The organism is Pseudomonas sp. A-R-19 (assembly GCF_019956575.1).
In the GTDB taxonomy this organism is placed as follows: domain Bacteria; phylum Pseudomonadota; class Gammaproteobacteria; order Pseudomonadales; family Pseudomonadaceae; genus Aquipseudomonas.
This window is the reverse complement of the sequence record NZ_JAHBDR010000057.1, coordinates 52,523-71,103: the sequence shown is the minus strand read 5'-3', so window position 1 is coordinate 71,103 and position 18,581 is coordinate 52,523. Positions and strand designations below refer to the sequence as shown.

General features: G+C 55.5%; 20 protein-coding genes and 1 pseudogene. 8 read left to right on the top strand and 13 right to left on the bottom strand.

What is annotated here, in order from left to right; translation table 11 throughout:
* Positions 1–95: 95 nt before the first annotated feature.
* Both KGA88_RS15765 and KGA88_RS15760 read right to left on the bottom strand, forming a co-directional pair.
* Positions 96–1,049 carry a D-2-hydroxyacid dehydrogenase family protein gene (locus tag KGA88_RS15765; protein WP_110658394.1) on the bottom strand — a complete coding sequence of 318 codons (954 nt, stop codon included), beginning with the start codon at positions 1,047–1,049 and terminating at the stop codon, positions 96–98.
* A 13-nt stretch (positions 1,050–1,062) separates the two neighbouring features.
* Positions 1,063–1,341: pseudogene (locus KGA88_RS15760) on the bottom strand (alpha/beta fold hydrolase); the annotation flags it as partial.
* A 76-nt stretch (positions 1,342–1,417) separates the two neighbouring features.
* Between KGA88_RS15760 and KGA88_RS31575 the strand changes: the two are divergent.
* From KGA88_RS31575 to KGA88_RS15740, 4 genes are all read left to right on the top strand, one after another.
* Positions 1,418–2,989 carry a recombinase family protein gene (locus KGA88_RS31575; RefSeq protein WP_223592422.1) on the top strand — a complete coding sequence of 524 codons (1,572 nt, stop codon included), beginning with the start codon at positions 1,418–1,420 and terminating at the stop codon, positions 2,987–2,989.
* Positions 2,986–3,273 (top strand): hypothetical protein, encoded by a 288-nt coding sequence (locus KGA88_RS15750; RefSeq protein ID WP_223592420.1) that lies wholly within the window; start codon positions 2,986–2,988, stop codon positions 3,271–3,273. The genes KGA88_RS31575 and KGA88_RS15750 overlap by 4 nt, the downstream gene beginning before the upstream one ends.
* Before the next feature lie 20 nt (positions 3,274–3,293).
* Positions 3,294–3,668, top strand: a complete 375-nt coding sequence (locus tag KGA88_RS15745) for a Rap1a/Tai family immunity protein (protein ID WP_223592418.1) — start codon at positions 3,294–3,296, stop codon at positions 3,666–3,668.
* Positions 3,669–3,808: 140 nt separating this feature from the next.
* The gene (locus KGA88_RS15740; RefSeq protein WP_223592416.1) at positions 3,809–4,177 is read left to right on the top strand and encodes a Rap1a/Tai family immunity protein; all 369 of its coding nucleotides are present in this window, start codon (positions 3,809–3,811) and stop codon (positions 4,175–4,177) included.
* A 60-nt stretch (positions 4,178–4,237) separates the two neighbouring features.
* Here the strand turns inward: KGA88_RS15740 and KGA88_RS15735 are convergent, their stop codons facing one another.
* From KGA88_RS15735 to KGA88_RS15720, 4 genes are all read right to left on the bottom strand, one after another.
* On the bottom strand, positions 4,238–4,522 hold the full coding sequence (locus KGA88_RS15735; protein ID WP_223592408.1) for a hypothetical protein: 285 nt from the start codon (positions 4,520–4,522) through the stop codon (positions 4,238–4,240).
* Between the two features lie 69 nt (positions 4,523–4,591).
* Entirely contained in the window at positions 4,592–5,017 is a 426-nt protein-coding gene (locus KGA88_RS15730) for a hypothetical protein (protein WP_223592406.1), read from the bottom strand.
* Between the two features lie 441 nt (positions 5,018–5,458).
* Positions 5,459–6,166 carry a recombinase family protein gene (locus tag KGA88_RS15725; protein ID WP_223592403.1) on the bottom strand — a complete coding sequence of 236 codons (708 nt, stop codon included), beginning with the start codon at positions 6,164–6,166 and terminating at the stop codon, positions 5,459–5,461.
* A 1,100-nt stretch (positions 6,167–7,266) separates the two neighbouring features.
* Positions 7,267–7,935, bottom strand: a complete 669-nt coding sequence (locus KGA88_RS15720; RefSeq protein WP_223592401.1) for a hypothetical protein — start codon at positions 7,933–7,935, stop codon at positions 7,267–7,269.
* Positions 7,936–8,429: 494 nt separating this feature from the next.
* Between KGA88_RS15720 and KGA88_RS15715 the strand changes: the two genes are divergently transcribed.
* Complete coding sequence (locus KGA88_RS15715) at positions 8,430–8,912, top strand: hypothetical protein (protein WP_223592399.1); 483 nt, start codon at positions 8,430–8,432, stop codon at positions 8,910–8,912.
* 117 nt (positions 8,913–9,029) lie between these two features.
* On the opposite strand, the gene KGA88_RS15710 is transcribed toward KGA88_RS15715, so the two are convergent.
* From KGA88_RS15710 to KGA88_RS15695, 4 genes are all read right to left on the bottom strand, one after another.
* Complete coding sequence (locus tag KGA88_RS15710; RefSeq protein ID WP_223592397.1) at positions 9,030–9,944, bottom strand: alpha/beta fold hydrolase; 915 nt, start codon at positions 9,942–9,944, stop codon at positions 9,030–9,032.
* 85 nt (positions 9,945–10,029) lie between these two features.
* Positions 10,030–10,464 carry a YqaA family protein gene (locus tag KGA88_RS15705; protein ID WP_223592426.1) on the bottom strand — a complete coding sequence of 145 codons (435 nt, stop codon included), beginning with the start codon at positions 10,462–10,464 and terminating at the stop codon, positions 10,030–10,032.
* A complete protein-coding gene (locus KGA88_RS15700) occupies positions 10,464–10,910 on the bottom strand; it encodes a DUF411 domain-containing protein (RefSeq protein ID WP_110658392.1) in 447 nt (148 codons plus the stop codon). The genes KGA88_RS15705 and KGA88_RS15700 overlap by 1 nt, the downstream gene beginning before the upstream one ends.
* A 557-nt stretch (positions 10,911–11,467) precedes the next feature.
* Positions 11,468–12,463 carry an aldo/keto reductase gene (locus KGA88_RS15695; RefSeq protein ID WP_223592395.1) on the bottom strand — a complete coding sequence of 332 codons (996 nt, stop codon included), beginning with the start codon at positions 12,461–12,463 and terminating at the stop codon, positions 11,468–11,470.
* 117 nt (positions 12,464–12,580) lie between these two features.
* Between KGA88_RS15695 and KGA88_RS15690 the strand changes: the two genes are divergently transcribed.
* Positions 12,581–13,507, top strand: coding sequence for a LysR family transcriptional regulator (locus KGA88_RS15690; protein ID WP_223592393.1), 927 nt, complete (start codon positions 12,581–12,583; stop codon positions 13,505–13,507).
* A 7-nt stretch (positions 13,508–13,514) separates the two neighbouring features.
* On the opposite strand, the gene KGA88_RS15685 is transcribed toward KGA88_RS15690, so the two are convergent.
* Complete coding sequence (locus KGA88_RS15685) at positions 13,515–13,652, bottom strand: hypothetical protein (RefSeq protein ID WP_223592391.1); 138 nt, start codon at positions 13,650–13,652, stop codon at positions 13,515–13,517.
* A 156-nt stretch (positions 13,653–13,808) separates the two neighbouring features.
* On the opposite strand from KGA88_RS15685, the gene KGA88_RS15680 reads away from it, so the two are divergent.
* A complete protein-coding gene (locus tag KGA88_RS15680) occupies positions 13,809–13,997 on the top strand; it encodes a hypothetical protein (RefSeq protein WP_007983579.1) in 189 nt (62 codons plus the stop codon).
* Positions 13,998–14,005: 8 nt separating this feature from the next.
* On the opposite strand, the gene KGA88_RS15675 is transcribed toward KGA88_RS15680, so the two are convergent.
* Positions 14,006–14,377: a fe2+ zn2+ uptake regulation protein gene (locus KGA88_RS15675; protein ID WP_110662520.1), complete on the bottom strand. Its 372-nt coding sequence runs from the start codon at positions 14,375–14,377 to the stop codon at positions 14,006–14,008.
* Positions 14,378–15,146: 769 nt separating this feature from the next.
* Here KGA88_RS15675 and KGA88_RS15670 point away from each other — a divergent pair.
* Positions 15,147–17,486 carry an acylase gene (locus KGA88_RS15670; protein WP_223592389.1) on the top strand — a complete coding sequence of 780 codons (2,340 nt, stop codon included), beginning with the start codon at positions 15,147–15,149 and terminating at the stop codon, positions 17,484–17,486.
* A 57-nt stretch (positions 17,487–17,543) separates the two neighbouring features.
* Here KGA88_RS15670 and KGA88_RS15665 read toward each other — a convergent pair whose 3' ends face one another.
* Positions 17,544–18,545, bottom strand: coding sequence for a FecR family protein (locus KGA88_RS15665; protein ID WP_223592387.1), 1,002 nt, complete (start codon positions 18,543–18,545; stop codon positions 17,544–17,546).
* Between the last annotated feature and the right edge of the window lie 36 nt (positions 18,546–18,581).

Genomic DNA, 18,581 nt, shown 5'->3' with positions numbered 1-18,581 from the left:
AAGGCGGAGTGTCAGGCAGCATTGATGTTGCTTGACCCACCGCCTTCGCGAGCAAGCCCGCTCCCACATTGGATTTTCGTCGAAATGATGCGGTATCACCCCAGCAAACGTATCGGAGCCCCTGCCGACCAGGCCTGGATATCCTCGATCATTTGCGAGAAAAACAGCTGGTAGTTCTGTTGACTGACGTACCCGACATGGGGCGTCGCCAGCACGTTGTCCAGGGTCCGGAACGGATGGTGGGCGGGCAGCGGCTCATGCTCGAAGACGTCCAGTGCGGCGCAGGCCAGCCGCCGTTTCTGTAGCGCCTTGATCAGCGCCGCTTCATCGACAATCGGCCCGCGAGCGGTATTCACCAGCAGCGCCGTGGGCTTCATCCAGCCCAGGGCTTGTGCATCCACCAGGCCCCGACTGCGCTCGCTGAGTACCAGGTGCACTGACAGCACATCAGCCTGCTCGAACAGTTCCTGCTTGCCGACATAGGTCACACCGACCTGCGCCGCGCGTTCGGCGGTGAGGTTTTCACTCCAGGCGATGACGCGCATGCCGAACACCTGGCCGAACTGCGCGACACGCTGGCCGATGCTGCCAAGGCCGAGGATCGCCAATGTCTTGCCGTGCAGGTCGCCGCCCAGGCCTTGTTGCCACTGGCCGGCACGCAAGGCATTGGCTTCGACCACCAGGTTGCGGGTTGCCGCCATGATCAGCGCCCAGGTCAGTTCCGGTGCAGCGTGTTTGTAGCTGTCGGTCCCACTGACCTGAATGCCCAGCGCCGCGGCGGCTTTCAGGTCCAGGGCCGCGTTGCGCATGCCGCCGGTCACCAACAGTTTGAGCTTCGGCAGGCGACGCAGCAGGTCTTCATCGAAGCGGGTGCGCTCACGCATCACGCAAATCACCTCAAAGCCGGCCAGGCGCTCGGCCAGGGCCTGGTTGTCGGCGGGGTAGTCGTGGAGAAAACTCACCTGGCCGACGCTGTCCAGCGCCGACCAGTCCACCACATCCCGCGCCACATCCTGCCAATCATCAAGCACTGCAATCTGTACAGGCATCAGCCTTTCCTCTTCAACGCACGGGGTTGGTCTTGTTCAGCCAGGCGAGCAGGGCCTGGTGGAATTGTGCCGGTTGTTCCATCTGCGGCGCGTGGCCCATGCCCGGGAATTCGACCAGCGTGGACTGGGGAATCAGCCTGGCCACTTGCTTGCCGAGGACGTCATAGTGGCCGATCTTCGCCTTGACCTCGGGGGAGGCGATGTCACTGCCGATGGCGGTGGTGTCGGACGTACCGATCAACAGCAGGGTCGGCATCTTCAGGTTGTGGAATTCGTAGTACACCGGTTGGGTGCAGGACGCGGCAATGTGTAGAAGAGTGATAAACTCCATTCCATAGGCCGCAAGCCCAATAGATACAGAGGTAATCGTGAACAACGCCTACTCATATATCCGCTTCTCCACTGGCAAACAGCTAAAGGGTAGCAGCCTTGAGCGCCAGCAAGCCATGCTGGATGAATGGGCTGAAGCAAACCCTAGCTACACGCTGAATCGTGACCTGACGTATCACGACTTGGGTATCTCTGGCCGTAGCGGGAAGCACCTCAAAAATGGGTTTGGCAAGCTGCTAGAGGCGGTTGAGCAAGGCGATATTGGCGCCGGTGATGTTGTACTGGTTGAAGCTATCGACCGGGCAGGGCGGATGGAACCGGCCATGATGCTTGGCATTCTCACAGGCATTCTGAATGCTGGTGTGTCACTGGTGACGTTGGATGACAAACAGGAGTACACACAGGAGTCTTTGAGGGGGGGGAGCCTTTACATTCTGGCAGGTAAGGTTCAGGCGGCTTTCAACTACTCGCAAGCGTTGAGCGAGCGAATGAAGGCCAGCTACAAGAGCCGTAACAAGCTGGCTGCCAATGGCGTCACACCAAAACGTAATACGCCAGTGTGGCTGGAATCAGACGGCACTTTAAGAGAAGACATTGCACCATTCGTAAAGCAGGCATTTGAAGACTATGCAGCGGGATTGGGTGAACGTCGAATCTACGAGCGCATCTTGCAGAAGAGTGATAGCGAGTATTTCAAACGGATGGCTCCCAGCACTGTAAAGCGTTGGATGACAAACCGTACTGTGTTGGGTGAGTGGCAGGGTATCCCAAATGTCTATCCTGAAGTTGTTGAGCCTGAGTTGTTCTATCGTGTACAGAAACGTATGGAAGAGAAGTTTTCACCACGTAGCACACCTGTTAAACACAAGTACACTGGATTGGTGGTGTGTGGCGAGTGTGGGAAGAATTTCAACACCAAGGCTTACGGTGTAAGAAAGAACGGAGTTACACCACCCGCTGTGATGGAGTGTTCTACTCGTGCCCGTAGAGGCTCTACAGCTTGCTCCAACAGTCGTTCTATTCCTGAGTCTGTTATTGCCCTTGTGTACATGCAATCATTCAGCAAAGGCGCTCTCAGGGCCTTGCAGGGGCAGGTGTTATCTGCGTCGCAAAAGCGTGAAGTTGAGATTGATGGTGAAGTGGCGGAACTCAATAAGAAGCTTGCCCGTGCTGCACACGCCCTTGTTGAATTAGGCGATGATGCTGAAGAGATTCTTATCTTGGTGAGAGGTTTAAAAGCCCAGCGTTTTGCATTGGAGAGTGAAAAGGCGGGTTTAACAGAGTCTGCTGTCTCCGTGTATGACAAGGTTGCTGATCTTATCAAGTTCAACTTTGATTCAGCCAAAGCGAATGCAATGCTACAGACTGTTGGATACAGGATTGTTTGCAATGCTGATTCGACAGTGGTTAGCGAGTCAGGCACGTACAAGTATGAGGGGTGGGGCAGGGCTGAAGATGTTCATAAGGTGATTACACCTGAAGGGCTGATGATGAAGCTACCAATCCATCGTCTAGGCGTTGAGCGTAAGCCTATGAAGGATGCAGCAGGTGCAATGGATAGGGTTAGAGTCAGAGTGGCTAAGATGGTGCGCATAGGAGCAGTGAAATGAATGCAATGTTTGCCACAGCAGGTTACACACTGTACATCCTGAGTTGTAACTCCGACGGTGCGGCGTGCCAACGGATGCAAGACACAGAAGCCTATGAAACTGTTGAGCACTGCGTGACCAAAGGGCAATTCACAATTAAGTTTGTTGCTGAGCAGCAAGAGTTCCAATTTCCCGGTCAGCCAATACCTAAGCAGGGGTGGGAGTGTTACCAGATTCCCCGTAAGACGGGTGATAAGCCAGTGGAAGCAGGGGGCTATAAGCTAAAACTCAAGAAAACGAATTGATACTAGAGGCAGGACGCACCATGAAAACACTGTTGATGGCGGTTGCAGTGGCAGGGATGTTGGGGAGTGGGGCAGCTATGGCTATGGATGGAAACGAGTTACTGGAGGGGTGTCAGGCCATGATTCAGACAGACGATACTGGAGAAGCGCCTCCTGTTAATCTCATCATTGGGGCTGGTCAGTGTCTTGGAATCGTTGAAGGAGTCCGCATGACAATGTTTTATCTGAACGGTTCTCTGCCCGAGGCTGCCAGGGTGTGCTTCCCGAAAGGTGTTACAACCGGCCAAGGGGCAAGGGTTGTCGTAAAATACCTAAAAGACAACCCGGAAGAGTTACATGAGGATGCAACAAGTCTAATATTTTTTGCGTACCACAAAGCGTTCCCTTGCAAGTGACATTGCAATGGTTTGAATGTGTCAGGTGAAATGTCAGCCGGAAACGGCTGTAACCTATATAGAACAAGGCTTGCAGGCGGATCGGTGGGCGTAGAACCTCTCCTAGAAATGAATGAAACTCGCACACTTGGAGTGTCAGAATGAAAGCATGGATATGGTTTTTTGCACTGATGGGGATGTTGGGATGTGGATTGGCGAGTGCGTCTATGGATGATGGAAATACACTTTTAAAGCAGTGTAAGCAATTCATCAAGTTTATGGATGGGGAGAATGCGAATGGACTAGACGCTGGTTTGTGTGGTGGCTTTGTGAGAGGTGTTACCAGTACAAACTTTCTTTACAGTGAGCTGTTTAAGCAAAAGTTTGGTATTTGTGAGCCGCGAAATATATCTGCCAATCAGGATGTGCGTATTGTTGTAAAGTATTTGGAAAACAATCCTAAACAGTTGAGCGAGGATAGAACAATTTTAGTGTGGCTCGCCCTTGCAGATGCGTTCCCTTGTAAGTGATGTTTCCTAGAATGAATTAAGCCCCGACTAGCGGGGCTCTTTTGTCATTGCTTTTTAACCTTACGTGCCATCACTCTTGAATCCATCAATGATCCAAACAATCAGCCTGATAAGCCAGTGTGCGACTACGAGACATACGACAGCACTTGCAAACCATCCCACTGAGTTGAGTAGAGAAAGTCCTATATACGGAGCCTTGAAGCCACCATCAAAAATGAAAACAAGGCTTATCACAGCGCCGATAAGCAAGAGTAATGCTGGCCCCAGTCTGAGCACCTGAGCGAGCCGCCAATAGCCTTCATGCTTGAACCAGCCAGGACGTTTGAACAGAAAATCTATCAACATTACACCTCCATTGGAAAGCCCGCCAGATGAGCGGGTTGGGGGGAACACACACACACACACACACGCAAATTAATCAAACTTGGTGAGCTTCTCACGTGCTTTGGCAAGATCGTTCATTACAACCTCAAGCTCCTGACTCAGCTCCTGCTCCCGCTTTTCAAGAGTAGCTATCAGAGAGTTGATACCGTTCTTGTATGCGGCCTCTACGTCAGCCAAGGAAGTTGGAGCAGTAGGAGCTGGGGCTTTGCTAACGACCGGGGTAGTTTTCAGTTTCTTATCAGCAGCCCAAAGTCTAAAGGTGGCGTAAGGCGGGACGGCCACGCCCTGAGCAGCTTGCTCTTTCAGCCAAGGCAGAGTCTCCGACACACCAGAGGCGGTGTAGGCCGCTAGCAGGGCTGCGCGGTCGCACATAGCGCCCTTGGTCTGCACGTAGCTGTGCTGTGCGTTCCACGACTGGCCTTCTTTTAGATTCGTCCCTTCTGGAATTGTACTCATTTGTCAGGCCTCATGATGTGATTGGTGTGGCTGTCATGATAGCTCGTTCCAATGAAATCCTTCAACTGGTGTTAACAAAATACTAGAATAGTGGAGGGTGTGAAGCATCAGCGCTCTGTACTTTCGTACACAGAAATCTACAGTTTTTGAGGGGTGTTCTTGGCTGGAGGTCAGATGCTGTACGGGTTAGAGCCAAGTTGGTCATCTTAAAACGGGACAAAAGAGTACAGTAGATATGGGCGTTTTCTGCACGGATTCCAAATTTCCGCCGTAGGAAAGGTGCTGATCTTTTATGAGATTGGATTCTAGTCTGGAAAAATAATGGAAGGGCACATTTGAAATCAGGATTCAAGCGAGAGGTGTTCAGTGTTGTGCGAGCGGCCTAATGATAATCGTTCTTAATCTTAAAATAACAAATGCCACCTGAAGTCCCTGTAAGGCTCAGAAAGACACGTTGAGAGCGATCATCAGGCGGCGTACTGCTGTTGGTGCCCACTCACTGCCACGGGCTGTACGCAAGCCTTTAGCGTTGAGGCAATCGGCTACTGACTGAAGCGTGTTCACTTTGTTGTACAGGCAGGACTCTAGGTGTGGACGTAACGCCTCTTGAGCATTGGCGATGTTAGTCATACGGATGTTATTGGCAGCAGTGATATCAGCTACTGCACGACCCTTAGCAAGCGCATCAGAACGATTCTTCACCTTCTGCACTGCTACAGCATCACCAGCATCAGCACGACTCTGAAGGGCTGCCAGAGCTTCTCGCGTACGCCCTGAAATGAACTCTCGTTCTTGTTGGGCCAGTGCTGCAAACAGGTGAAGTTCAAAGGTTTTGGCCTGTGGCATCGTCGCCACCTTAAATTCCGTTTGTTCCATGAGCCTTGCAATGTGATGAACAGAGCGAGACAGACGGTCTAGCTTTGCCACTACCAGTTGCGCGTCTTGCTCCTTGCACAGGGCAATAGCCTTTGCACCTTCTGGACGGTCTTCAATGGCGAGCTTGCCAGATGCCACGTCAACGAATGTACCAACAATCTCCCATCCGTTCTGTTGGGCTGCACGGGTGATGTAATCCTGTTGTGCGTCCAGACCTAAACCAGAGTCGCCTTGGCCTTTTGTAGAAACTCGGATGTACGCAACAACTTTCATAGGATGTCCCCTTTGTGTGTGGGTGCATTCTATTAGCAATTCTGTGATTTGTCATTAGCTAGAACGACCGATGGTGCAAATGACATTGCAATGTTCAACCAAATGACAAACCACAAATGACAATTCTGGAGTCTGCCGATTCCGTTTTTCTCACTTTTTCCGTTTCCGCCGTCGCCAGAGAAAAAGCATCGCGCTTGATGCATGCGCACTATTATGGTGTGGGAAAGGGGTTTAGAACGATTGGAGAGGTGTTAGCCGGGATATGACGGATTGACTAATATGGCTGTGAGCCAATGAAATCAGGGTGTGTAGGAGGGTGTAGCCAATATGGGCTGTTTTGCTGTCGCCGCGCACAAGGATTATATCCATAAGTTTTATATGGGATTACACTGGGTTATTGGTTGTTTTTTAACCAAAAGACTTTCGGTCGCACTCTATGGGCAGTGGGGACATGGATGCTGCGCATCAAGGAGAGGAGCAGCCCGACAGTGGGAATAACCCTGAACGGACGTTCAGAAGGGACAGCCACCGGGCGAACGCCCAAGAAGGAAAAACTTCAGAGTGAACATCCATAACAACCAACATCAAAACCACTACCTTAAGAACTGACGTTCTTGATCAGAGCAAGCCCGACAAGCCTGCTTGTCAGTGTTACAAGTTGTAAGTGTTACTTCTTTTTTGTTTGTCCTGTTGTTGTTTGTTACAAGTTGTACAATCCTGAACGTACGTTCAGAAGGTGACACCATGGAAGAGTTAACCAGATAAAAACAAAACAGATAATACCAACCCTAAGAGCTGACGCTCTTGATTGCGCCGTGCAGAAACATCCTGTCAGGATGACAAAGGGTAACACTGTGACGTTGCCGTCACGGGGTATAACCACTTGCTTTTTGGGGGGATTGATTTCATCAATTATTATCCCCCATAACATTCCAAGTGTATCAACCTTCAGTCGTACCGACTGGGTGGTATCCTTTCAGTGTGCGAATGCTTCACCTGAATGGAGTGATTCACCTTCTATATCCGAGCGTAATTCAACCGCTCTCAGAGTAGCCTCTTTTGCAGGTCGTTCGCTTCCTCATATCCGAGCGTAATTAAACTCAAGCCAATTCTTGCAAAATATCCGTGCTGCCGTCCCGGTACGAATCAGCAAAGTCCACTTCGAACTGGAGCTGCTGTCGTACTGTCGGATTACGTTCAAGGTAGAGTTCCATTCCGCCAATGGCGTAACGGGTACACTGACAGATTCTTCGTGCTTGCTGGTCGCTCATGGTGCGCAATCCATCAAGGCGAATCACGCGCTTCACGACTTCCACGCTGATCTCATCCAGCAGGCAAGCCCGTAGTACATGTGTTGGCTTTACGTTCAACTTGTCGTTGCTATCACCAGCCGCTACATAGCAGGAACCATAAACGTAATCGTCCACCCACCCATACTTCTCAGCGTGGGCCACCTTCAACAAACTGGCGATCTGGTTGGATTTCACTTTGGGCTTTGGCCCGCGTTTAGCTCGTTGGGCGTCAAGGTCAATCACGCCATCTGGCAAGCCTTCCACTTCAACTTCAACTTCGGTAGCGTCAGGGCGTGGCGCCGGATCAAGCTCAAAGCTCAGGAATACCGCTGAGGTCTTACCGACCTGGGGCAATGGATAATCGTAAGCCGCTTGGGTTAGGGCATGGGTGGTGTAGCTTCCCAGCACTTGGCCTGTGGCTGGGTCAACAATGAATCCGTCGATGTTATGTGTACGCATACGTGCGATATATTGCATGGGTCGTTCTCCTGTTCAAGTTTTAATTCATAGGCGTTGCCTCATCTGGGGTCATCAAGGCCGGAATGGCCAAGCAGCACGCACGACAAAGCCGCGCTCCATGATTGTCCTGACGGACATGGGGGCGGGCTTGGTTATGCGGGTGAGCAGCGAATGGTCTCATGGATTAAGTTTTGACGCAAGCGATATTTGATAGTGTTATGCGATCAGATAGTGGGGGTGTGTACGCTTGTCTGCACGCACCTTTTACGTTCGCTGTAATAACTGTAATCATCCTCAATATCGTCCCATTCAAGAGCTGTAGGAGCGTCATGTGTGAAATCTGGGATATCAGCAAGGGGATTGGGTTCTACAATTGGCGTAGGAGCGAGGATGTTCTTCTTTAGGGGGGCAATATTTCTAACAAAAGATTACGCGCAGCATATGTATCACATATAATCTGATAGCCTGTCTCTGCTTCGATCTAAAATCAGCAACAAAGGACTATGACTGAAATGAAGTTTACACCACTGGCAGCTGTAGCATTATTGGCTATGCCAATCACTGGCTTTGCCGACTCACTCTACCTAAGCTGTAAGCAACTCTCATCTCCTAAATTCAATTATGAGAGTGCGTATAAGAAGACTCCAAAGAATGCTAGAGATCAATTTCTTGTTGACGCAGTTGAGCAGGGAATCATTGGGAAATTTATGATTCCGCCATCTACATGGGAAATCAATCTCTCAGATGAAATCATCGTGTCACCAGAGCAAAGTCATAAGGTTATGGCTATCACAACTGTGTCTAACAGCAAGATTGAAGGCGCTTCCAACTTTGGTAGTTCATTTAATCTCAACAGAATTAATGCAACCCTAGAGTACAGTTCGTATCTCAGTGAGGAATCTATAACCACTTGGAAAAAGGCACATGGAGGGGTGCTCCCACCTGTCCTAACGTATAAATATGTCTGTGAGTCAAGTGGCAGACCGGCTATTTGAAAGGTGGAGAGCTTGCGTGACTGTCCGCCCTTGAATGTATGTCTTTGTGAAGCACAGCTTTGAACTGATGTTCAAGGGTAGTCACTCTGGGAGATTGTCAGCCGCTGTACGGGAATATCACTTGAAACGGATATTGGTTGATAGGGCCAGATGATCCCACACGGATAACCGAGGGCCACCACCCCCACAGGCAGGCTCTTCTGCCTCTATTGCGTGGATGGTGTCCTGAATTGACGGTCGGTTACGTGGTGGATATGCTAATCCCCACATTGATGAATGCTGGGTGAAGATCATGTCGTAGATCAGCGCCGAGTTCCACGCGACTTGCGTATGCCCCGGGCCTTTGTTCAGGCCGGCGAGCATGTCGACCCAGCGATCGAATTCCGGTTTCCAGCGGCCGCCGTAATAGGTGTTGCGCTCGTAGGTGCGGATCCCGTCGGCGCTGAGCTTGAGTTCGCGTTCGTACCATTGGTCAACGGTGCGATAGGGGACGCCCAGGGCTTTCCAGTCTTCCAGGCCAATGGGGTTGACCAGCGCCAGTTGCTCGACCTGTTCGGGGTATTGCAAGGCATAGCGGGTGGCGAGCATGCCGCCGGTGGAATGCCCCAGCAGGGTGGCTTTCTGGATGCCCAGCGCCTTGAGCAATTGCTGGGTGTTCGTCGCCAGTTGCTGGAAGCTGTACTGATAGTGCGCCGGTTTGCTGGAGGTGCAGAAGCCGATCTGGTCCGGGGCGATGACCCGATAGCCGGCGTCGCTGAGGGCCTTGATCGAGGTGTCCCAGGTGGCGCCGCAGAAATTCTTGCCGTGCATCAGCACCACGCTGCGGCCATTGGCCTTGCCGTGGGCGGCGACGTCCATGTAACCCATTTGCAGGGATTGGCCCTGGGATTCGAAGGCGAAGTACTTGAGTGTGTACGGATAGTCGAAACCCTGGAGTTGCGGGCCATATTCCGGCCCTTCGGCGTGGGCGATGACGGGCAGGGCGGCGGTCAGCAACAGGCCGGATAACCAGCAGGAGAAGGGGCGCGGCATGGGACAGCTCCATGGAAAATCCGCCCATGCTGGATCGGTTCGATTAGGGCGGCATTAACCACAGGCAATCGCCGCCCTCGAAGGTTCAACCCATCCAGCCCAATGTCACCAGGGCCAGCACGCCGTAACGGGCGCCTTTGGCCAAGGTGACGATCAGCAGGAAGCGCCCTGGGGGCTCGCGCATGACCCCGGCGACCAGCGTCAGCGGATCGCCGATCACCGGCAGCCAACTGAGCAGCAACGACCAATGACCCCAGCGTTGATAATGCAGCCGGGCTTTTTCCAGGTGTCGGGGGCTCACCGGAAACCAGCGCCGGTCGCGGAACCGTTCGATTCGACGCCCCAGCCACCAGTTAAACAGCGACCCCAGGACGTTGCCAAGCGTTGCCACCGCCAGCAGTGCCCAGAGCCAGTACCGATCGCTGAGCAGCAGTCCGACCAGCACGGCTTCGGATTGCAACGGCAGTAGCGTGGCGGCACCGAATGCCGCGAAAAACAGCCCGAAGTACGCACCCCAAATCAATGGGCGGGGTAGTCCGCAACCACCACGTCAGTGCCGTCCTTTTTCAGGCCGATGACCTGATAGGCATCGCTCATGCCGTCCATTTCCATACCGGGCGACCCCATGGGCATGCCAGGGGCCGCGACACCCAACAGGTCGTCGCGCTTGCTCAGGGCCACGACCTGGTCGGCCGGGACATGACCTTCGACGAATTTTCCGTTGATCAACGCCGTGTGGCACGACGCCAGGCGCGGTGGCACGCCGTGCTGTTGCTTGAACTCACTCATGTTGGCTTCGACGTGGTCCTCGACCTTGAAACCATTGGCTTCCAGATGGGTGATCCACTTTTTGCAGCAACCACAATTGGCGTCGCGATGAACCTCGATCGGAATGAGGTCGGCGGCCTGGGCCAGCGAGGAGATGAACAGGGCGCTCAGGGCGATCAGACGCAGAGGATTTCGCATGGGATTCGTCTCGGCTAACGGGCAAAAAAACGCATTCTGACCATTTTTTCCGGTCAGGCATTCAAGGAGTGTTTCGAATTGCTACAAGGATCCGCGCTTCGATGATGGTAGATCAAGGCTGTCGGGCAGATGAGGGGCACATTACAAATTCGTCAGGTTCAAATGCCGAAGGTGCGTGTCTACTTGATTCCCGGTTTCAAAAAAGTTCTTCATGCAATCCCGGGGAACACCGATACCTGTAGGAGCCGGCTTGCTGGCGATGGCGGCCTCGCGGCTGGCGTATTTTGTTGGTGGTGTATATATCCACTTCTGCGGTAACGGCGACTATTGGTTCCGCCCTTACGGCGGGTCACTTGGCGCAAAAGCACCGCGAGGCGAGCTAACGCTCAACCTCGTTGTTTGGTGGTGCACGCGTTCCCCTGTAGGAGTTGCCGAAGGCTCGGGCCGCGTTCGGACGATCTTTTGATCTTGCTTTTGCGATCTGGAATTGGTCTCCCGGCCAAGGCTTAACGCCATGTTGCCCGGCCCGCCCGGTTCATTGAGCGGGCCGGTGACCCTTAGCGGTCCAGCAGTTTCATGACTTCTTCCGGATAACGCAGGCCAGCGGTGGCATTCGCCGGAAAGATCGCCTCCAGCGCCTGCAGTTCCTCGGCGTTCAGCGTCACCTCCAGGGCGGCCACGTTTTCTTCCAGGTATTTGCGTTGTTTGGTGCCAGGAATCGGAATCACGTAGTCACCTTGGGCCAGCACCCACGCCAGCGCCAGTTGGCCCGCCGTCACGCCTTTTTCCGCCGCCAGCGCTTGTACCTGTTGTACCAGCAGCAGGTTTTTCGCGAAGTTTTCGCCCTGGAAACGCGGGCTGAAACGGCGGTAGTCGTCTGCCGCGAAATCATCCGGGCTGGTCAATGCGCCGGTCAGAAACCCTCGACCCAACGGGCTGTAGGGCACAAAGGCAACACCCAGGCGCTGGCAGGCCGCCAGGCAACCGTTTTCTTCCTGATCACGGCTCCACAATGAGTATTCACTCTGTAGCGCACTGATCGGGTGAACCTTGTGCGCCCGTTCCAGGGTTGCCGCCGAGGCCTCGCTCAAGCCCAGATAACGCACCTTGCCAGCACGGACCAGTTCGGCCATGGCGCCGACGGTTTCTTCAATAGCCACCTGCGGGTCGATGCGGTGCTGGTAATACAGGTCGAGGGTGTCCACGCCGAGGCGCTTCAAGCTGCCGTCGATGGATTGGCGAATGTACTCCGGCCGACCGTTGACGCCCCGGGCAACAGGGTTCGCCGGGTCACGGACGATCCCGAACTTGCTGGCCAGGAACACCTGGTCGCGCTTGCCGGCAATCGCCTTGCCGATCAGTTCTTCGTTGGTGTGCGGGCCGTACATATCGGCGGTGTCGAGCAGGGTGACGCCCAGTTCCAATGCGCGATGCAGGGTCGCCGTGGCTTCGCGGGTATCCGTGCCGGTGGTGTAGAAGTCCGTCATGCCCATGCAGCCGAGGCCAATGGCCGAGACCTGCGGACCGTTCTTTCCCAATTGACGTGTGTGCATGAAATCAGCTCCCTGTGATGTGAATGGCCATTGTTCGCCTCGACAGAAACAAGATAAACACGCTAAAACGGCTATCACTATTCGTAATTTTTAAACAATCCAGTGGTGGAGCCAGCAATGGACCGTTTCAACGCCATGCGCGTCTTTACCCGAATCGTCGAGCTCGGTGGCTTTGCCAGGGCCGCCGACAGCCTGCAATTGCCCCGGGCTTCGGTGACTATCCTGATCAAGCAACTGGAGGCGCATCTGGGGGTGCAACTGCTGCAACGCACCACGCGGCAGATCAGCCTGACGCTCGACGGTGCGGCCTACTACCCGCGTTGCGTGCGCTTGCTGGCGGATCTTGAAGAGACCGAAGCGGTGTTCAGCGCCGCACGCCACAATCCCAAGGGGTTGCTGCGCGTGGACATGCCGGCGGGAGTGGGGCGCCTGGTGGTGATTCCGGCACTGCCGCAATTCACCGCGCGATATCCCTTGATCGAGCTGGAAATCGGCTTGAATGACCGCCCGGTCGACCTGATTCGCGAGGGCGTCGATTGTGTATTGCGCGGTGGCTCGCCGCTGGACGATTCACTGGTGGCGCGGCCACTGGTAATGATGGATCAGGTGACCTGTGCCAGCCCCGACTATCTGCAACGGCACGGGACGCCCCATACACTGGATGACCTGCACGGTCACCAGATGGTCGAATACTTCTACAGCAGTAGCGGTAAACGTTATGGGCTGGAGTTTGTCGTCAATGGCCAGGTGCAGCAGGTTGACCTGCCCAAGCAGGTGGCGGTCAACAGTGCCGATGGTTATCTGGCCGCGTGCGAGGCGGGATACGGGCTGGTGCAGACGCCGTACTATCACGTGGCGCGGCAACTCGAGGAGGGGCGTTTGTGTGAAGTGTTGAAGGCAGTGCCGCCACCGGGCATGCCGATGACGGCGCTGTATCCGCCGCACCGCCAGTTGTCCCGGCGGGTGCGTGTGTTTGTCGATTGGCTGGTGGAGCTATGTGCCCAGCCTGGCAATGACTTCTACAGGAAGGATTCTGCAGGTTGAACAACTGTTAACGATGTTGGTAGTAACCCGGCCCGCCATGGCCGTCGTAGTGGTCGTGGTGCCAGCCCCCGTGGGGGAAAACAATGCAGCCGCCCAGGGTCAGGATGGCCAGCAGGGGAATCAGCAGTGTGATTCGACGCAACATTTGAAAGTCCTCATGGTTATCGCCGCAATGAAGCTAAAACTCTTCATCGGCTGTAACATGAGACCCCGCTTGTAGCCGCTTATCCCCGAAACAGGGTAAGCGCTTGGCATGCGCGTCGATACAAACCGGATACATTTTCAGATTCAGGAACCCGCAATGACTCAGTCGCAACGTTTGAAATACTCGATTCTGATCTCCCTGGTAGTACTGGGAATCATGTTTGGCCTTTCCTGGTTGCAGAACACCGGCGTCATCAGCGAAAAGATGTTCCAGTACATCGCCATTGGCGTGGCGGTGATCGTGGTGGTCGTCAATGGTGTTATGCGCCGCAAGGTCAAGCCCTGATCATTGGATCACTGGTTGCGCAGGATGGCGGCAGCCTGTGGATGCAGGCTGTAGCTTTTGTCCGGGTTGAGCACAATCACGCCTTCGCTGCACAAGCGCTTTAGCACTTCACGCACGCTGAGAAAAGACAGCGGAATGTCCAGGTCCAGCAATTGGCTGTGCACACCACGCACACCAAGGCTGCGGTCGCTTTCGGCGGCCGTCAGCAGGGCATCGATGACTTTCAGGCGAATCAGACTGGTACGCAGGCCATAGCTCTTGAGCAGGATTCTGATCCGCTCGTTGCCGTGGCGATCGCTACGCGGCTCGAATACGCCGACTCCCATGGAAGTACCCTTTGGCGCGTTGCTACCGTCCGTTGGCAGTTGCGAGTTGTACATTGCAAAACTCCTTTTCAGAGCCTGATCAGGAAAAAAGTGGGCGCTCTTACAAGACTAGACGTATGAGCCACCCAAATCATGAAGGCTCAAATGTAGAAATTTTGTCGCCGTCGTGTGATCAACCTGTCAGTTCGCACGCCAACGTGCGCTAACCGCTAAATTTTGGTTCTTCACGCAATCCCCGGGAAACTGTAGGAGCCAGCTTGCTGGCGATGGCCTCAAATACGCCGCGTTTACCCGGTTCACGCGCGTTATCGTTAACGACCATCGCTGGCAAGCCAGCTCCTACAGGAGACCGCGTACTTCCCGGGTAGTTGTAGGAGCCGGCTTGCTGGCGATGGCCTCAAATACGCCGCGTTTATCCGGTTCACGCGCGTTATCGTTCACGACCATCGCTGGCGTCCGGGTGGAAATGATGTGAACGCCAAACTGTAGGAGCCGGCTTGCTGGCGATGGACTCAGGTGCGCCGCGTTTACCCGGTTCACACGCGTTATCGTTAACGACCATCGCTGGCGTCCGGGTGGAAATGATGTGAACACCAAACTGTAGGAGCCGGCTTGCTGGCGATGGACTCAGGTGCGCCGCGTTTACCCGGTTCACACGCGTTATCGTTCACGACCATCGCCGGCAAGCCAGCTCCTGCAAGGGCCATGTCCACGCTGAAAGTAAAGCCGCTAAATTTTTGCCGTGAGCTTCGTCCCTAAAGGGAGGCACCGCGCGCGTGGGTACGCGCAATGGTGGCCATGATTTTTTCGATCAGGAGCGAGCGTGATTATTTCCAGCCAGTTAACCAGGTTGAGCCTGGCGGGTTTGACTCTGGGGTTGAGCCTTGCGGCGAGCGCAAGCACTGCGCCTGCGCAGACATCCGCCGACATCCGCCGAACCAGTTTTGGCGTGCCGCACATCCGCGCCGCCGACGAGCGCGGGCTCGGCTACGGCATCGGCTATGCCTACGCCCAGGACAACCTGTGCCTGCTGGCCAACGAGATCACCACGGTGAACGGCGAACGTTCGCGCTATTTCGGACCGGATCAGTTCACCGTTGAAGAGCGTGAGAATCTGGTCAGCGATGTGTTTTTCACCTGGCTGAACACCCCGCAGGCCGTCGCCGGTTTCTGGCAGGCCCAGACCCCGGAGGTGCGTGAACTGGTTGAAGGCTATGTGGCGGGGTACAACCGCTCCTTGAGCGAACGTCGCACCCAGGGTTTGCCGCCACAGTGTCAGGGCGATTGGGTCCGGGACATCACGGCGATGGACCTGGTCAAGTTGACCCGGCGCCTGTTGGTCGAAGGCGGTGTCGGCCAGTTCGCCGAAGCTCTGGCCGGTGCCACGCCGCCCAAGGCCCAGGCGTCGAACGCCCCGGCAGCGTTCCAGGTGGCCGCCAAGCGCATGCAGCGCTTTGCCCTGGACCGCGGCAGTAACGCGGTGGCAATCGGCAGCGAGCGTTCTTTCAACGGACGCGGCATGTTGCTGGCCAATCCGCACTTCCCTTGGGTGGGCGGCATGCGTTTTTATCAGATGCACCTGACCATTCCCGGCAAACTCGACGTGATGGGCGCGGCGTTGCCCGGCCTGCCGCTGATCAACATCGGTTTCAATCAACACCTGGCCTGGACCCACACCGTGGATTCCTCCAGGCATTTCACCCTGTATCGCCTGCAACTCGATCCCAAGGATTCGACCCGTTACCTGCTCGACGGCCAGTCCTTGCCAATGGACAAGCAGACCGTGACCGTTAACATCCGGCAGGCGGACGGGCAGGTCCAGGCGATTCCCCACGTGGTCTACAGCTCGAAGTTCGGTCCGGTGGTGCAATGGCCAGGCAAACTGGATTGGGATCATCAGTACGCCTTCAGCCTGCGCGACGCCAACCTGGATAACGACCGCGTCCTGCAGCAGTGGTACGCGATGAACCGCGCCGAAAACCTCGAGGATTTCCAGGCCTCGGTCCACAAGATCCAGGGCATACCGTGGGTCAACACCCTGGCGGCGGACGATCAGGGGCAGACGCTGTACATGAACCTCTCGGTGGTGCCCAACGTCAGCGTCGACAAGCTGGCGCAATGCAGCGATCCGCGGATCGGCCTGCAGATGATCATTCTCGACGGTTCCAACAGCGCCTGCGCCTGGGACATCGATCCGCAGGCGCCACAGCAGGGCATTTATGCCGCGGACAAGTTGCCGCAATTGCTGCGCAAGGATTTCGTCCAGCACTCCAACGATTCGGCGTGGATGGCCAACCCGGCGCAACCGCTGACTGGCTATTCCCCGCTGATCAGCCAGGACAGCCAGCCATTGGGCCTGCGTTCACGTTTTGCCCTGGACCGTTTGAGTACGCTGGGCCAGGCGGGAAAGATCGCGGCGGCGGACTTGCAGCACATGGTCATGGACGATCAGGTGTATCAGGCGGCGCAAGTGATGCCGGACCTGCTGCAATTCTGCGCGGCGGATCTCGGTGCCGAGGCCAAAGCGCTCACACCGCTGTGTGCCAGCTTCAAGGCGTGGGACCGCAAGGCCAACCTGAACAGCGGCCTGGGCTTTGTGCACTTCCAGAATGTCATGGAGGCACTGGAGCAAGCACCGGACATCTGGCGTGTCGCCTTTGATCCGCTGGACCCGCAACATACCCCGCGCGGCCTGGCGGTTGATCGCCTGGAAGTGGCGAAGGCACTACGGGCCGCGATGCTGGCTTCGGCGGAACAGGTCAAGGCGTCAGGCCTCAAGCCGAACAGTCGCTGGGGCGATATCCAGGTGGTCAGCAGCGGAGGCCAACAGACGCCGATCCATGGCGGGCCGGGTACGCTGGGGGTCTACAACGCCATCCAGAGCGTGCCGCGCAGCGATGGCAAGCGTGAAGTGGTCAGTGGCACGAGTTACCTGCAAGTGGTGACTTTTGACGAAAACGGACCGCAGGCCAAAGGGCTGCTGGCGTTCTCATTGTCCAGTGACCCGGCGTCGAAGTTCTCGCGGGATCAGACCCAGGCCTTTTCGAAGAAGCAATGGAGCGTGTTGCCCTTTACCGAGCAACAGATCCTGTCCGATCCGAACTATCAGGTACAGACGATCAATCAGCAGGACGCAAAGGCTGCCAAGGTCGCCGCACAGTAAAGAAATGGAGCGTTGAATGGATACTGAAGGCCGCACCCCGCAAGGGTGGCGGCCTTTTCAGCTTTTCGGGTTCTTTTGCGGAATCGCGTTAACCACCAGGTTGCCGTCCTGGTTACGGGTCAGGTAGACCGGCAGGACCCGCGGCAAGGACTTCACCAGGCCGTTAATCTCCTTGATGTTGTAGATGCCGCCGATGTGGATCGAACCGGTGCTGTTGTCCGCGACCATCAGTGGTTTGTCCAGGTAACGATTGATCAGCGGCAGCGCATCGTTCAGGGCCAGGTCGTCGAGCACCAGTTTGCCCTGGCGCCAGGCCAGCGAACTGTCATTGTCATAAGTCTGGCTGATGCGCGGGCTGAAGTCACCGTGGCGATAACTGGCCTGCATCGCGGGGCCCAGGCGCAAACCGTCGCCGGGCATGTCGTCGTTGCTGCTGACCAGTACCGAACCCTCGATCAGATTGACCTTGACCTGATCTTCATACATCCACACGTTGAATTGGGTGCCTGTCACGCGAATGCTGCCTTCGGCGGCCTTGACCACAAAAGGGTGACGGGTGTCATGGCTGACACTGAAGAAGGCTTCGCCTTTCTTCAGCGTGACTTGCCGCTGATCCTTGTAGTTGCTGTACGTCAGCTCACTGCCCAGGTTCAGCTCCACCTGGCTGCCATCTTTCAAGGTGACCGTGCGAACATTGTCGGTCGCTTCGAAGTGCTGGTACGCGTTCGGTACCCAGCCCAGGTGCCAGCCGCCATAACCCGCCAGCGGCAGCGCCAGGGCGCAGACCGCCGCGGCGATCGCCAGGCGGCGCCACGGATGTTCGGGTTGGGGGCGAACCAGCGGCACGACGGGCTCGGGAGGGGGCAAGTCGCCAGCAACCTCCCAGATCTCCAGCATCGCTTCGTACTCGAAGGCGTGGAGCGGGTGCGCGTCACGCCATTGCTCGAACGCCTGGCGCTCTTGCCCGGTGCAATCATTGGCGTGCAGACGCATGCACCAATGCGCGGCGGCATCGGTGATGGCATCGTATTCGGCTTCCGAGAGCGTGTGTTCGGTCATTGGCTCATCCTGATTTCGTGCATTCTAACCTTTGGG